The following is a 15,131-nucleotide window of genomic DNA, read 5'->3' on the forward strand; positions in this document are numbered from 1 at the left end:
TCCTCGCTGCGCGGCGTGCTGCTGGGCCTGCTGGCGGCCGTGCTGCTGGCCGTCACCTTCGCGGCCTGGCTCACGCCCTCGTCGATGCTCGCCCTGCTGACGGGCTTTTCCCTGTGCGGATGAGGCGGGCCACGACGACCTCGCGCGCCGCGCGCCGAACTCGCTGAATCGAGGCCGCCCGGCTAGGCCTGGTTGCCCGGCTCCAGGCCCCTGAACTGCACCACCAGCTCGATATTGTTGCGCACCGCCAGCTTCTTCATGGCCGACGCCTTCTGGGTGCTGACGGTCTTCACGCTGCGGCACACCTGGCGCGCGATCTCGCTGACCCGCATGCCGCGCGAGATCATCCGCACCACCTCGTATTCGCGCTTGGTCAGCGTCGCGCGCCGCCCCTCGCCCTGCCTCGAGAGGAAACCGAGCTGCGCGCCGGACAGGGCCACCGCCACCTCGGGATCGATGTACAGCTGGTCGGCCGCGACGGTGCGCACCGCGGCGGCGAGCCGCGAGAAGGTCGCGTTCGCCTTGCACAGGAAACCGCGCACGCCGATCCCGAACAGCTTGCGCACCAGGGCCGGGTCGTCGTGCATGGTCAGCATCAGGATCCTGAGCTCGGGATGGCTGCGCTTGATGCATTCGATGAGCGGCAGGCCGTCGAAGGCGCCGGCCTGGTCGAAGGCGTAATCGCAGATCAGCACTTCGCAGGACGACCTGGCGAGGACCGTCCCAAGCGTCGCCGGATCGCAGGCGCTGGCCGTCACGGTGATGTCGGCCTCGTGGTCGAGAATCCTGGTGATGCCCACCATCACGACGGGATGGTCGTCGGCCACCACGACGCGAATGGTTCCGGTGGAATCGCGATCCTGCTGTTTCATGACATTGTCTCCAGTGAACGGCATGCGCGACGGCCGGCACGTCGAGGCGGCCAGCGGCGGGAAATCGAGGCGCGCGAGCGGGCAGGCCGTCGAATCGCGCACCAGGGAATCGCGGCAGGCCGACGTGGCACCGTCGACCTTGCCGGAAATCATCGCGTGATGTTGGCGCCCGAACGCGCTACCACTTCCAACCCGCGCCGAAGTTGAATCCCGTCAGGCGGCCGGTGGTCGATACGCCGGCGCCCCAGCCCAATCGCCCGTTGCCGGCCAGCCCCTTCAGATTCAGGGCGATCGCGCGGTAGCCCGAGAAGCCACCGACGCCGACCCCGGCCGCCACCTCGCCCGGATTCAGGCTCGGCAGGTAGAGGCCGGACATCGCCATGCTCATCGCCACGCCCGTGTAGGCGCGACGCGCGACGTCCTCGAGCGAACGCCCGAGCGTGGCGAGTTGCGACAGGTTCACGGCGTCGCCGGGGGCAACGCCTGGCGCGAGGTTGACGAGACGGCGCTCGCGGCCGGGCGAACCGATCGAGACCGTCGCATCGCGATCGGCGATCGACCCCGCGCCCAGCGCCACCGCGCCCCGGCCCGTGGCGAGCGCGGACGCGCCGAGCGCCACCGAGCGATCGCCGTCGGCGCGCGCGCCGTCTCCGAGCGCGGTAGCCTGGCCGCCCAGCGCGCCGGCCTGATAGCCGATCGCGACGGCACCGTCGCGCGCGGCCAGGGCGCGGAATCCGAGCGCCGTGGCGTGGTGCTCCCTTGCCCGCGCATAGGCGCCGTAGGCGGTCGCGCCATCGGCACGGCGGCTCTCGCGCGCGCCGTCGCGCCCCGCGATCGTCCCGGCGGCGGCGCATAGCCCGGTGGCCGTCGAATCGAAACCGTTGGCCAGGGTGCAGCCGGCCGGGTCGATTCGTGACCGGCCGGTATGATCCGCGCCGGATCCCGAACTCTCGACCAACGGCCCGCTCCCCCCGCCCGACACGGTCGGGGCGATGAAGCTGTCGTTGCGCCGTGCTTCGTCGCTGGCACGCGCGAGCGGCGCCATTTGCCTGTTCAACTCGTCGAACTGCGCATCCCCCCTGTCGATGCGCTTGGAGACGCCATCGATCTGCTGCGTTTGAAATTGTGCCGTCGAGGACATCTCGTCCAGCCCCGATTCGAGCTTCCCGATGCGCGTCGAGCTCGAGGTGGAAAGTGACGCGATTACACCGCTGGCCGTACTCAGGCTACTGGAGAGCGAACCGATATCCCTGGACACTGGAACCAAGGCGGTCGACAAGCTGCTTCGAAGCCACGACATATTGGCGCTCAGCGTTTCGAGTCCGCTGGATAATGTCGTCTCTTCCGGCGGAACGACCCGCGCGCTTCGGCCTGAATCCAGTATCGGGTGGTTCCCCTTCAAGCTCGGGCCCGAATCCAGTATCGGGTGGTTCCCCTTCAAGCTCAAGCCCGAATCCAGTATCGGGTGGCCCCCCTTCAAGCCCGAGCCCGAATCCAGTATCGGGTGGCTCCCCTTCAAGCCCGAGCCCGAATCCAGTATCGGGTGGCCCCCCGTCAAGCTCGGGCCCGAATCCAGTATCGGGTGGCCCCCCTTCAAGCTCGGGCCCGAATCCAGTATCGGGTGGCCCCCCTTCAAGCTCGGGCCCGAATCCAGTATCGGGTGGCCCCCCTTCAAGCTCGGGCCCGAATCCAGTATCGGGTGGCCCCCCTCCAATTCCAGCGCATATTTACGAACGATGAGGTTGGTCCTGCAACTGCCAGCATCCATCGGCTTGCCAGCCGTGGGCGAGGTCTCAGCACATACTTGCTCGGTGTCATCGGATTCGGAAGCGCCGCGCGCCTGCTCGACACCCAACAACATGAAACCCGCCACCGCTGCCCCGAGGACACCGCGCTGGCGCGGCGAGGCCAGCCATCCCTGCATCCCATGCCCGGCACCGCGACGCCCGGCCCTATCGGCTTGCCTGCGAAACACCAAGGACCCAGGGGCTTGCCGCCCGGTTCCGAATTCATCGTTCATGTCGTCTCCCCGCCATCTCGTGTGGAAATACCGACGTCGTCGTGGCTGCCAAGGAGCACCGTCCTCCGTCCCATGCCTGGCGCGAACCTTTCGGGTCGATGCCGACATCGAAGCCATGTCCGATCGCGATTGCCATCGAAGTTAGCGCAGCTCCGCCAGGACGCGAATCGTCCATGCCCGATTTGCGATGTAGGAGGTCTCCTATGCGCGAGCCGCGGTTCTGCATCGGCAAGCGGGCTGCGGCCGTGTCAACGCGGATCGAGGCCCGCGTCTGCCGTGGTGGCCGTGATCGGAGCATGCGCTGTCGCCATGCCGCATCGCGAGGCGCAAACGGCAAGCGCGAACGAGGTGCGACCTGGCCCGGCACGCGCGGCCGCGATGGCCTCGCCGTGCCGCGGACCGCCTGCCCCCGCCTCCACCTCAAGCTCGGCCGACGTCGCCCCCTCGCCCCGCGTGACGCGCGATGGCGGCATCGACCATCGGCTCCAGCGCGGCCAGTTCAGCCGACAGCGTCTCGACCGGCATCTCGAGGCAGCGCCGGGACAGCGCCTGCAGGGCCTGCCCCAGAGGATCCTGGCTGAAGAACAGCAGCGAGCCGGCCATCTTGTGCAGGGCGCGCCGGAGCTGCTGCCGGTCGCCTGCCGCGAATGCGTCGCGCGCGGCAGTCCAGTCCCTCGGCAGGCCCTGCGCGAGCATCGCCGCGAGTTCGTTGTCGAGCCGCTCCTCGCGAGCCTCGGCCGGCGGCTCGGCCACCGGGAACACGAACGCGAGCGCATCGCGCAGGGCATCGAGCGACCAGGGCTTCATCAGGACATCGGCGAGCCGCTCGCCGGCCACGCCGAGCGTGCGCTCCCAACTCACGTCGGCGGTGGTCAGGATGATGGGGGTGTCGACGGCCGCGCGCGCCAGCGCCTCGATCAGGCGCGGCCCATCGAGACGCGGCATGTTCAGGTCGGTCAGGATCAGCGCGTGGCGGGCCGCGCCGGCGCATGCCAGCGCGGCCTCGCCGTCCGCCGCCTCGTACACCTGTTCGATGCCGAGCACGGCCAGTTGCCGGCGCAGCAGTTGCCGGCAGACCGCGTCGTCGTCGATCACCAGCACCCGCGCCTCGTGCAGATCCTCGCGTGCGAGCAGGCGCGGCACGTCGTCGGCGGCCGCCTGGCCGAATTCGCCCAGCAGCACCTGCCAGGCCGCGCGGATCGCATCCAGCGAATAGGACGACACCACATAGCGATCGCCGCGGCAGTCCGGCCGCAACGGTCCATCGTCGGCCACCACCAGGTCCACCGGCGCGGCATGCCGGATCGCCGCGAGTTCGCGCGCCATCAGCACGCGCAGGGCGAGCGGCTCGCGCGCCGCCGCGGCGGACAGCGCCGCCGCGGCGCCCACCTCGACCTGCCAGCCGGCCGCGCGCAGCACCTCGACCAGGTCGTTGGGGGCATCCTCGCGCTCCAGCAGGACGAACACCTTGCGCCCGTCCGAAACCGGCCAGTCATAGGCCCGCGCCGGCTGGCGCTCCCAGTCGATCGGCAGGCGCAGCGTGAAGGTGGTGCCGGCCCGCAACTCGCTGCGAACCTCGATGCGCCCGCCGAGCAGTTCGCAGATCTTCGCGCACAAGGCGAGGCCCAGGCCGGTGCCGCGCACCATCGCGTTGCGCGAGGACGGGCTCTGCACATAGGGGGCGAAGATGCGATCGAGATCCTCGGCGGGAATCCCCTCGCCCGTGTCGGCGACCTCGATCGTGAGGCACTCGCCGCCGTCCAGCCCGCCGCCGCGCCGGCACTGCACGCTGACGCGCCCGCGATGCGTGAACTTCAGCGCGTTGTGCAGCAGGTTGAGGATGACCTGGCGCAGCAGGTGCTCGTCGCCGATCGCCTGCGCGCCGAGATCGGCCACCGCGTAGTTGATGCGCACCGGATGCGCGCCCACCGACGGCCGCGCCGACAGCAGCACCTGCTCCACCAGGCCGCGCAGGCTGAAACTCGAGCGCTTCGGCCGGAACAGCTGCGCGTCGAGCTTGGAGAAATCCAGCGCGTTGTCGAGCAGGGCCATCAGGGAGGTGAAGCCGCGCGAGACGATGTCCACCCGCTTGCGCAGGTCCGGATCGTCGGCGTCGAGGGAGATCAACTCGAGATTGGACAGCGCGCCGTGCAGGGGCGTCCTGATCTCGTGGCTCATGATGGCGAGGAAATCGCCCTTGGCGCGATTGGCGGCCTCGGCGCTGAGCTTCGCGTCCTGCAGCAGGGCCTCGGTCTGATGGCGCGAGCTGACGTCGTAGATCGCCAGCAGCACGATCTCGGCATCGCCGTAGCGGGTCGCGCGCAGGGCGAACTCGTAGTGGCGCGGGCCGGCCTGGCCGTCGAGCTCGAGATCGACGGCCAGCCGCGGCTCGGCCTCGAAATCGTGCGCCGCGGCACGCTCGAACAGGCCGGCCAGCGCGGCCTGGTTGGCCTGCGCATCGAACAGTTCGCCGGCCAGGGTATTGCGGATCACGAAGCGGCGCGTGGCCGGATGGAAGGCCGCGAAGCCGATCCGCAGCGAATTGGCCATGGTCTGCTCGAAGGCCGCGCTGTCGCGCCCGCGACGCGCGCGGCGCTTGACCGGCGCGAGGATGCGCAGGTCGAACCACACGATCATCGCCCAGAGCGCGGCGAGCAGGCCCGCGAAGCCCGCTCCGAGGTCCAGCGCCGGGCGCCAGAGATCGCCGAACACCTGGCTTCGATCGACCCGCTTCACCCAGACCCAGTCCGCGGCCGGGCCCTGGCGCCGCAGGTAGAGCGCGAAATTCTTCCAGAGGATCGTGCGCCGGTCCCCGGCGGCCGGCCTCGGCCCGTCGCCCGCCAGCTCGTGCGACGCGGCGCCGACCCGGCCCCGGCTGAAATCGACGATGCCCTCGGGATGGACCAGAGCGGTCGATTCCAGGGTCCCGATCGACATCGCCTCCTTGACGAAGTCCTCGAGCACCGCCGGCCGGACCAGTACCGTGGGCGCGCCGTTCGGCAGCCGGAACGCCTTCACGTACTCGACCACGTGACCTTGCCGCCGCGCATCGAAGCGCGGCGCGAGCCAGACGCCATCGTCTCCGCTGCCGCCCCGCTCGCGCGCGGCGGCCAGCGCGGCGCGCGCGGCGCGGGTCTTCTGACCGATCACGGCGGCCGCATCGTACTGCACCGGCTGCCGTTCCTCGCGCATCACGGCGAGGTAGCGCCCCGCCATGTCGAAGATCATCGTGCCGTCGCGCAGGCAATTCGGACAACGATGGATCCAGTCGAGCGCGATCCGCGACAAGGGCGACGAGCAGGCCAGGTCGGACGGGTCGCCCACCGGCGCCGCCACGTAGAGGTTCATCGGGCAATCCGGAGCGAGGTAGCCGGCGCTCAGGTCGTAGGCGTGGCCGCCATGGAAGGCTTGGCGATGCCGGGTTTCGGCCGCCTGCAGCGCCGCGTAGAACTCGGCCGAGCGGTTGTAGACGCCGCCCATGCGATGGAAGATGTGGTTGACGGAATCCGCCTGGGCGTCGAACCCCGTCGCCTGCTGGGCCACGTATGCCTGCAGGCCGAACCGGGCTACCGCATAGGCCCCGCCCAGGATCGCGAGCGTCAGCAGGACACCGCCGGTATAGAGGATCAGCGAGGGAAAGTCCTCGGGATCGCGGGCATGCAGCCGGCCTATCGTGATACGGCCGAACCGCCTGATATGTCGCTTGATGACGCCGACCATGTTCGTCTTTCCATCCTGGATCCGTCGGACCGACACGCCGCCCGGGTGACGCCGCGCGTGGCCCCGCTCGCCACCTCGATGTGGGTCGGCGCGGCATGTCGTTCTGCAATCCGAACCGGTTTCCGCGCCGGCGCCGGGCGCGATTCATGGAACGCGTCCCCGAGCATCGCGGCGAGCGAGTCGCCGTGCAATCCCGGAGCATGACATGGATGGATCGCGGCGCAAATGCCCGCGGCCGGCGCCCGGGCGCGGGCCGATCGCCATGGTGGCCACCTCCTGCAGATCGTCCGGCGTTGCGGCGCAGCACCACCGGAATTGGCATCGCCTCGCCCCGGCCGCGCCAGTCGGCGCGTCCCGCCTCGCGACCGGCTCATGTGCATCGCAGCACGCCGGGCAGAAGGCCGGCCCGACGAAATGAAATCCGGGGATGGCGAATATAAAAATACACGCAACTCCACCAAACACCACACACCGAACATAATCGAAACGAGCTGATTTTCAAAATAGGAACAATCCTATAAATGAATCGCTTTTATCGATTAGGAATTCTTGCTACATTGCACTCGATTCCGGGGCCGCCCCGGCCCGCGAATCGCATCCACGCCGGCCAATCGGCGATGTTTCGATTGAAGTCCTATCGAAATCGACAGACCATGAAGAGTTATCAGGAATATCAGAAAAGCACGGCCTCGCTTCGACAGGAACTCGATAAAATCCGGCGCGAGCATGCCGAGCGCGTGCTGCAGGAATTACGCGAATGCATCATCGAATTCGGTTTCCGCCCGGAACAACTGATGCCGCCGCCCTGCCCCGCCAAGCGCCGGGCGAAGTACTACAATCCAGCCAGCGGCGCCACCTGGACCGGCCGGGGCCGCCCGCCCGACTGGATTCGCGACAAGGATTTTTCCCTGTACCTGCTGCCCGCCAACGCGGACGGCGCGACAGTTTCCGGTGCCGTCGCGCCCGAGCCGCTCGGACGATAGCGGCAGCTCCGGTCGGCCGGCGCGACTTGCCGGCACCGACCCGGAAACCGGCTCGGCAGGGCCTTCGATTCTCCATCGAGCCGCCCCATGCCGTGTTCCAGGTTTTCCATGCGCGGGGATGTCGTTCGGGCTCGGGCCAACCTCATCGCGAATCCTTCAACCAGCCGCGCGCCGTCGTCATGGCTGTCGACACGATACGCGCCACCACGAACCGCCATGACCATGGAAGCGCAGTCCCTTCGAAGTGAGATCAAGGTGATCGTGGCCGACGACCACCCGATCGTGGTCGCCGGCATCCTGAAGCTGCTGGAGGGAACGCCCGACATCGAGGTGGTCGAATCGGTCACCGACGTCGATGCGCTCGAGCAGGCGCTGGAATCGCGGGCTTGCGACATCCTGATCAGCGACTACGAGTTCGGCGATACGCGCGCGCACGACGGCATCCAGATGATCGAGCGCCTGCGGCACGACTTCCCGCACCTGAAGATCCTCATGCTGACCATGCACGACGACATCATCCTGGTGCGTCGCCTGATCTCGATGGGCGTGGCCGGTTTCCTCAGCAAGTCGACCCCGGCGCTCTCGAAGCTGCCCGAGATCCTGCGCGCCATCGAGCGCGGCGAGCAGTACCTCGACGCGGCCATCGCGCAGGCGCTGCGGCTGGCCGACATGCAGCTCGCCTCGGCCAGCGGCCGCCGTCGCATGGTGATGCTGAGCAAGCGCGAATACGAGGTGGTGCGCCTGTTCGCGCGCGGCATGCAGATCAGCGAGATCGCGCGACAGACCGGCCGCAGCGTGAAGACCATCAGCACCCAGAAGGGCTCGGCCATGAGGAAGATGGAAGTGGACAACGATGCCGACCTCATCATCCGCTTCCTCGATCTCGGCGAGCGCCTGCAACCCGCGCCCGAGGCCTGATCGCGGCCCAGGCGCCGCGAGGCGCGGCGCCGCCGCCTCAGGGATGCCCGAGCCGCCGCGCGATCTCCGGCATGCGCTGGGTCGCGCGCTCGTGCAGTTGCTGATACAGGCTGTTGCCGTGGGCGTCGATCGCGACCGTGGCCGGCCCGAGCTGCTCCACCTCCAGCGTCAGCAAGCGGAACTGCGAGATGTACTCGGTCCAGTGCTGCGCCACCACGCGGCGCAGCGAGCGCGACAGCAGGTTCAGCCCGCCGCCCGGAAACGACAGGTAGGCGCAGCCGCATTCGCGCAGCGCCGCCGCGCTGGCCGCGTCGAGCCCGCCCTTGCCGCCCACCAGCCGCAGGCCGAGCCCGCGGATCAGGCTCGGCATCCAGGCGTCGTAGCGCGTGCTGGTGCTCGGGTTCAGGTAGAGCGCCTCGGGGCCGTCCGGCGTCTCGTTCACATAGGTGCTCAGGTGGAAGAAGGCCCCGCCGCTCAGGTTGACCGGCAGCTCGGCGCCGCGCTCGATCGCCTCGGCCAGCCGCTTGTGGGTCGGCAGGCCGATGCTGACCGTGATCTCGCCGGACAGCCGCACCATGTCGCCGAGTTGCAGCGCCAGCACCGGCTCGGCCGCCAGCGGCAGCTTCAGTTCATGCAGGCGGCTCATCACGCGCCCTCCAGGAATTCGACGCGGCCGTCGCCGTGAATCCGCGCGGCCGTGCGTCGGTTGATCCAGCAGTTGAAGCAGACCGCCACCGGCACGAAGCCGTGGCTGGCGGCGTAGTCGATATGCACCGCCATCGCCGTGGTGTCGCCGCCGGTGCCCATCGGCCCGAAGCCCATCGCGTTGACCGCGTCGAGCAGGCGCCGCTCCATCGCGGCCAGCATCGGCTCCGGATTGGCGTGCCCGAACGGCCGCATCATCTGCTCCTTGGCCAGGCGCGCCGCGTAGTCGAAGGTGCCGCCGATGCCGACCCCGATCACCAGCGGCAGGCAGGGCTGCGAGCCCGCGCGCAGCATGGTGTCGAGCACGAAGCGCTCGATCTGCGCGTGGCTCGGGTAGACGAAGGCCTCGATCGCCTCCCAGCGGCCGGTGCCCATCGCCTTGGGCGAGCAGACGATGTCGACGTGCTCGGCATCGTCGATCACGTCGAAGCTGACGATCGGCATGTCCTTGCCGGCATGGCCGCGCTCGTGCGTGAGCGGGTTGGTCACCATCTTCAGGATCGGCGGCGAGATCGAGGCCGCCAGGTCGGCGAAGCCGTCGCGGATCGCGGCGCGCACCGGGCCGTCGAAACGCACGCGCGTGCCGATCTTCACGCTGTAGGTGGGAATCCCCACGTCGCTGCACACCAGCGAGTCGTCGCGGCGCGCGCCGTCGGCGCTCTCCACCAGGATTCGCAGCGTGGCGCGGCCGGTCGGGCTGGTCTCGCGTTCGGCCGCGTCGGCCAGGAAGGCGCGCGTATCGTCGGGGATCGTCTTCAGCGAGCGTTCGTAGAGTTGCGCGGTGACCCGCCTGAGGGTCGCGCTGTCGATCGCCATGATCATGGTTCCTTCTTCGGGAGGACGCGCGCGCCGGATTCGACGCGCGCGTCGCGGCGGAGGATTCCGCCAGGAGAAAAACAGGCATAAAGTGCTCGACGCACACCGCCGCGCGGCGACAATGCGCGAACCCTCACGCCATGGATGCTTTCAAGATGCCTGCCACCCGCTCCGCCAGCCCTTCGCGCCGCATCGCCATCGTCGGTGCCGGCGCGATCGGCGGCCACTTCGCCGCCCGCCTCGCGCTCGCCGGCCATCGCGTCTCGCTGCTGGCGCGCGGCGCCACGCTCGAGGCGCTGCGCCGCGACGGCCTGCGCTACCAGAGCCCCGATGCGCCCGAGCAGCGGGTGCGGGTCGAGGCCCACGCCCGCGCCGAGGACATCGGCCCGCAGGAGCTGGTGGTGATCGCGCTGAAATCGCAGTCGCTGCCGGGCCTGGCCGCCTCGCTCGCGCCGCTGCTCGATGCGCAAAGCGTGGTGCTGCCGGTCGGCAACGGCCTGCCCTGGTGGTTCTGCCTGGTGCCGGGCCAGCCGCTCGAAGGGCTGCGCCTGCAAAGCGTCGATCCCGACGGCGGCGTCGAGCGCGCGCTGCCCTTCGCCCAGGTGCTCGGCGGCAGCGTGATGGCCTCCTGCAGCTGCCCCGCGCCCGGCGTGGTGCGCCATCACAGCGGCAATCGCATCACCATCGGCGAGCCGGCCGGCGGCATCAGCGAGCGCAGCGCCCAGTGGGCCGGCGTGCTCGACGCGGCGGGCCTGCCGACCATCGCCAGCGAGGACATCCGCCGCGACCTGTGGGTCAAGCTGCTCGGCAACGCCTGCGCCAACCCGCTGAGCGTGCTGACTCAGGCCAGCACCGACCGCCTGCTCGACGATGCGCACACGCGCGCCGCCTACGCACAACTGATGAGCGAGTGCCTGGCGATCGGCAAGGCCGCGGGCCTCGCGATCGAGATCGACATCGCCACGCGCATGGCCCAGTCGCGCGCGCTCGGTACGGTCAAGACCTCGATGCTGCAGGACCTCGAAGCCGGGCGAGCGCTCGAACTCGACGCGATCCTTGGCGCCCCGCTCGAATGCGCGGCGCGGCTCGGCGTGGAGGCGCCGCTGATGCGCACGGTGCTGGCGCTGGCCCGGCTGCGCGCCACGCCGGCGGGCTGAGGCGGGGGACGGTTCGCCGATCGGCTCGCGCGCGGCTGGAGCGGCCGAGCCGTGGCCCCGCACGCGAGCCGATTCTCCACCGCATCCGGAATCGGCCCGGCAGCCAGCGGCATTGCTCGCCATGTACCGAAGCATGCGACGCGGCTTCGAACGAAGCGGCATGCCGCGCCGCCGCCGCGCATCGCGGCCGATCTCAGCCGCGCGCATAATCCGCGGCGTTCGCCACCCAGCCCTTGCCGATGAAGTCCTCGCGCGGCGGCGAGAACACGTCGATCAGCAGGTGCCGGCCGCTGCCCACGCCCTCGGTGGTATGGATCAGCTGCACGGGGATCGCGATCATCGAGGCCGGCCCCGCCGCGAGGTGCTCGTCCTCGCGCCAGGCGTTCGCGTCGGGGCCCCATTGCACGCGCAGGTGATGGATGAAGTCGCCTTCGATCGCCAGCGAGCCCTGCTCGAAATTCGCGTGGCTGTGCGGGCTCAGCTTCGAGCGATCGCGCGCGTCCTGGTACTCGACCCAGTTGATGCTGAGCGTGTCGGTCTGCAGCATCTTCAGGCGCGGCTTGTCGGCCGGCGGCGTGATCGCGTCGATGCCGATCACCTGCAGCTCGCCCGCTCCGCGCGTGCGCCGGTAGCCGCTGTCGCTGCCGACGATGCGCGCGTCGGGCACCGCGTAATCGGCCGCGTTGCAGGCCGCCTCGGCCGGCAGGTCGGGCCGCGACGAGGCGATCAGCACCGCGCGTGAGCCCGGCGCCGGGCTCACGCGCGCGCGGCCGGCCGGCAGCACGCAGACGCTGCGGCCCGGCACGCGCTGCGTCGGCCCGTCGCCGACGGCGATCTCGGCGCCGTCCTCGGGCAGCAGCACCAGCATCTCGTGCGCGCTCGTCGCCTCGAACTCGCGCGTCTCGCCTTCCAGCCACTGCACGTAGAAGTTCTGGCCGCGCGCCACCGCGCCCGGCGCCAGGTCGTGCACCGCCGCGCGGCGCACGCCGGTTTCCGTGTTTGTCGTCATGTCGATTCCTCGGTGAATCCTGTGTAAGGGGGAAGGTCCTGCTCAGCCGTTGCGCGGGCTCGGCCGGCCCAGCTCGTCGAGCTTGCCGACGGTGGCGTAGCGGTTGCCGTCCAGGCGCGTGAGCGGCTCGGCCAGCACCGTGTCGAAGCGGCCGTCTTCGGTCACGAAGCGCTCGTCCAGATGGACGCCGACGATGCGCCCGAACACCACCCGGCTGAAGGTCTCGCCGGGCCCGGTGGGCTCGATGTCGACGATGCGCAGCAGCCGGCATTCCATGCTGGCCGGCGAGGCCGCCACGCGCGGCGGCTTCACCATTACGCTGGGCGCCTTCTCGAGGCCGGCCAGCTCGAACTCGTCCACGCCATAGGGCGCGTTCATCGAGCTGGTGTTCATCGGCTCGCGCAGCGCCCAGGTGACGAGGTTGGTGACGAATTCGCCGGTCTCGCGGATGTTGGTGACGGTGTCCTTCTCGTGCCGGTCGGCCGGCGCGTTGCAGGAGAACATCACCACCGGCGGCGCGGTCGAGACCAGGTTGAAATGCGAGAACGGCGCGAGGTTCACCTCGCCGCGCGCGTTGACGGTGCTGATCCAGCCGATCGGGCGCGGCGCCACGATCGCGTTGAACAGCGTGCGCTTGAAGCCGGGCGTGTTCGCCGGGTCGAGAAACATGGGGCTCTCCTGGTCCTGGGTTCCTGAATCCTGAAACCGGCCGCGTCAGGCGCGGGCCCCGCCCTTCACGAACACCGCGCGACCGGTGGCATACAGCACCGCGTGGCGTTCCTCGGGCGTGAGCCGCGCGCAGGCCGCGAGCATGCGCTGCACCATGTCGGCATAGGTGCCCGAGGAGGTACCGATGTCCGAGCCCCACATGATGCGATCGGCGCCGAACATGTCGACTGCCGCGCGCAGCGCCTGGTCGGCCGGCGTGCCGGTCTCGCGATAGATGTCGAGGTTGATCGAGGTGAACTTGAAGAACAGGTTCGGCTCGGCCGCGAGCGGCGCGAAGCGTTCGTCGAAGCCGAAGTTGTCGTCCTCGGCCTCGGGCTCGAGCATGTGGTCGAGCACCACGCGCAGCGTCGGGAAACGCCGCGCCAGCGCGATGATGGCCGGCACCGAGGGCCCGCCGCCGCCGCGCGCCAGCACCTCGATGTCCATCACGATGCCGTGCTCGTTGGCCACCGCCCAGGTCTCGAGCGCGCGCGGCGACGCCAGCCAGGGCATCGAGCCGTCGGCCTCGCGGCCGCCGAACAGGCGCACGCCGGCCAGGCCGTGGCGCTCGATGTAGCCGCGCACCTGCGCCGGCGTTTCCGGCGCCTCGGCGTCGAGGATCACCACCGCCGAGAAGCGATCGGGATGGGCATCCGAGGAATCGAGGATGTAGCTGTTGTCGTAGCGGTAGATCATGCGCTTTTGCACTGCCACCGCCTCGACCACGCCGGCCTGATCCATCCACGGCAGCATGCGCGACACGTCCGGCACCTCGTTGATCGGATTCGGGCCGTGCGCGCCGCCCGGCAGGCCGATCACACCCGGCAGGCGCGGCGGCGCGTTGGGCGAGCGCTGCATCGGATTGCGCGGGTAGCGGGTGGTGTCGTCGGCCACCAGGTGCGCGTGCGAATCGAACAGCGCGAGGGCGGGTGCTTGAGGCGTGGCAGGCATGTCGTCTCCAGTGAAGGGAAGCTCGGGTTCAGAACAGGTGGCGGATGCCGACCGTGAAGCCGGACTGGGCATCGCTGGCCGATGGGGTGGCGAAGGTCAGCGCGGCCACCGCGGCGTGGCCGGTGGAATCGATGCCGGCGGCCTTCTCGTGCAGCAGCACGCAATAGAGGTCGGTGCGCTTGGACAGCGAATAGTCGGCGCCGAGGTTCCATTGCTGGTAGCTCGCGCCGCTCTGGCCGGCGAAGGAACTCACGCGCGTGTAGGCGTAGGCGATGCCGAACTGCAGGGCCGGCGTGAGGCGGTACTTGAGGTTGGCCTCGGCGGTGTTGAAGGTCGCCGTCTTGCCGCGCTCGGCCGCGGGCAGGCTCGCGCCCGTCACGGGCGTGGCGCCCAGGTCGGCGAAGCTGGTGCGCGTGTAGATCGCGCCCAGCGTGAAGTGGCCGAGCTCGTACGAGGTGCCGGCGCCGAACTCGCGCTGCGAGCCGGCCGTGGCATAACCGCTGAAGATCGGGCTGGTGAAGTTGTTGCCGGTCGCGCTGCTGGTGGCGTTGTTGCCGAACAGCGCGAAGTTCGGATTCTTCACGTACAGATAGGCCGCCGCGAACTTGAAGGGGCCCTGCTGGTAGTCGGCGCCGGCCGAGATCATCTCGTTGCGCGTGACCTGCCCCGCCACGCCGCCCAGGCTGTAGGTCGCCCCCAGTTGCAGGCCGCGATAGCGCGGGCTCACGTACTTGATCGCGTTGTTGGCGCGCTCGGTGCCGTCCACGTCGTCCAGGCCCGCCGGGTGATAACCCCAGCCGGCGCCGCGCGCGGCCCAGTCGGTGCCCGAGGCGAACTGGCCGAGATAGCTCGACAGCGTCAGGTACTGGCGCCCCAGCGTGACGGTGCCGTAAGGCGTGCCAAGCCCGACGAAAGCCTGCCGGCCGAACATCAGCCCGGCCTGCAGCGCGCCGGTGGTGGTGGTGAAGCCGTTCTCCAGGGTGAACACGGCGCGATAGCCGCCGCCCAGTTCCTCGTTGCCGGTGATGCCGAAGCGCGAGGCGCTCTCGTTGCCGCCCGCGATGGCGTGCTGCGGCGCGCCGCCGGCATTGCTGTTGTAGCGATAACCGGCATCGACGATGCCGTACAGGGTCACGCTGCCCTGGGCCTGCGCGGCACAGGCAAAGCCGCAGGCGGCGGCGCCGATCAGCGCCAGCGATGTCTTCATGGTGTCTCCTCCCGATGTCGTGGCTCCGCTTGCCGCGGATGCCGGATGCGTCGCTGCCGGAGCGC

The 15,131-nt window shown here is 69.7% G+C and carries 13 protein-coding genes; 4 read left to right on the forward strand and 9 right to left on the reverse strand.

The window, feature by feature from the left end:
• Positions 1–182: 182 nt before the first annotated feature.
• Positions 183–872: a response regulator transcription factor gene (locus F3J18_RS22770; RefSeq protein WP_166914361.1), complete on the reverse strand. Its 690-nt coding sequence runs from the start codon at positions 870–872 to the stop codon at positions 183–185.
• Between F3J18_RS22770 and F3J18_RS22775 the strand changes: the two genes are divergently transcribed.
• Positions 871–1,032: a hypothetical protein gene (locus F3J18_RS22775; protein ID WP_166914363.1), complete on the forward strand. Its 162-nt coding sequence runs from the start codon at positions 871–873 to the stop codon at positions 1,030–1,032. The genes F3J18_RS22770 and F3J18_RS22775 overlap by 2 nt on opposite strands.
• Positions 1,033–1,050: 18 nt before the next feature.
• Here F3J18_RS22775 and F3J18_RS22780 read toward each other — a convergent pair whose 3' ends face one another.
• Positions 1,051–2,274, reverse strand: a complete 1,224-nt coding sequence (locus tag F3J18_RS22780) for a YadA-like family protein (protein WP_166914365.1) — start codon at positions 2,272–2,274, stop codon at positions 1,051–1,053.
• Between the two features lie 1,038 nt (positions 2,275–3,312).
• The gene (locus F3J18_RS22785) at positions 3,313–6,612 is read right to left on the reverse strand and encodes a hybrid sensor histidine kinase/response regulator (RefSeq protein ID WP_166914367.1); all 3,300 of its coding nucleotides are present in this window, start codon (positions 6,610–6,612) and stop codon (positions 3,313–3,315) included.
• 653 nt (positions 6,613–7,265) lie between these two features.
• Between F3J18_RS22785 and F3J18_RS22790 the strand changes: the two genes are divergently transcribed.
• Both F3J18_RS22790 and F3J18_RS22795 read left to right on the forward strand, forming a co-directional pair.
• Positions 7,266–7,595 (forward strand): H-NS histone family protein, encoded by a 330-nt coding sequence (locus tag F3J18_RS22790; protein ID WP_025102117.1) that lies wholly within the window; start codon positions 7,266–7,268, stop codon positions 7,593–7,595.
• A 216-nt stretch (positions 7,596–7,811) separates the two neighbouring features.
• Complete coding sequence (locus F3J18_RS22795) at positions 7,812–8,513, forward strand: response regulator transcription factor (RefSeq protein ID WP_025102116.1); 702 nt, start codon at positions 7,812–7,814, stop codon at positions 8,511–8,513.
• Between the two features lie 37 nt (positions 8,514–8,550).
• On the opposite strand, the gene F3J18_RS22800 is transcribed toward F3J18_RS22795, so the two are convergent.
• Together F3J18_RS22800 and F3J18_RS22805 are read right to left on the reverse strand one after the other, a co-directional pair.
• A complete protein-coding gene (locus F3J18_RS22800) occupies positions 8,551–9,159 on the reverse strand; it encodes a fumarate hydratase C-terminal domain-containing protein (protein ID WP_166914369.1) in 609 nt (202 codons plus the stop codon).
• Entirely contained in the window at positions 9,159–10,034 is an 876-nt protein-coding gene (locus F3J18_RS22805) for a fumarate hydratase (protein ID WP_166914371.1), read from the reverse strand. Before F3J18_RS22805 ends, F3J18_RS22800 begins: the two co-directional genes overlap by 1 nt.
• A 155-nt stretch (positions 10,035–10,189) precedes the next feature.
• Between F3J18_RS22805 and F3J18_RS22810 the strand changes: the two genes are divergently transcribed.
• The gene (locus F3J18_RS22810; RefSeq protein ID WP_166914373.1) at positions 10,190–11,191 is read left to right on the forward strand and encodes a 2-dehydropantoate 2-reductase; all 1,002 of its coding nucleotides are present in this window, start codon (positions 10,190–10,192) and stop codon (positions 11,189–11,191) included.
• Positions 11,192–11,384: 193 nt separating this feature from the next.
• Here the strand turns inward: F3J18_RS22810 and F3J18_RS22815 are convergent, their stop codons facing one another.
• From F3J18_RS22815 to F3J18_RS22830, 4 genes are read right to left on the reverse strand one after another with little or no spacing between them, the layout of a single operon-like run.
• Positions 11,385–12,200 (reverse strand): hypothetical protein, encoded by an 816-nt coding sequence (locus F3J18_RS22815; RefSeq protein WP_166914375.1) that lies wholly within the window; start codon positions 12,198–12,200, stop codon positions 11,385–11,387.
• A 42-nt stretch (positions 12,201–12,242) separates the two neighbouring features.
• Positions 12,243–12,869 carry a flavin reductase family protein gene (locus F3J18_RS22820; RefSeq protein WP_166914377.1) on the reverse strand — a complete coding sequence of 209 codons (627 nt, stop codon included), beginning with the start codon at positions 12,867–12,869 and terminating at the stop codon, positions 12,243–12,245.
• A 45-nt stretch (positions 12,870–12,914) separates the two neighbouring features.
• A complete protein-coding gene (locus tag F3J18_RS22825) occupies positions 12,915–13,859 on the reverse strand; it encodes an amidohydrolase family protein (protein WP_166914379.1) in 945 nt (314 codons plus the stop codon).
• A 28-nt stretch (positions 13,860–13,887) separates the two neighbouring features.
• Positions 13,888–15,066, reverse strand: a complete 1,179-nt coding sequence (locus tag F3J18_RS22830) for a porin (RefSeq protein ID WP_166914381.1) — start codon at positions 15,064–15,066, stop codon at positions 13,888–13,890.
• Positions 15,067–15,131: the final 65 nt, after the last annotated feature.

Origin of the sequence: Burkholderia sp. Ax-1720, from assembly GCF_011753035.1 — a bacterium.
Lineage (GTDB): Bacteria > Pseudomonadota > Gammaproteobacteria > Burkholderiales > Burkholderiaceae > Burkholderia > Burkholderia gladioli.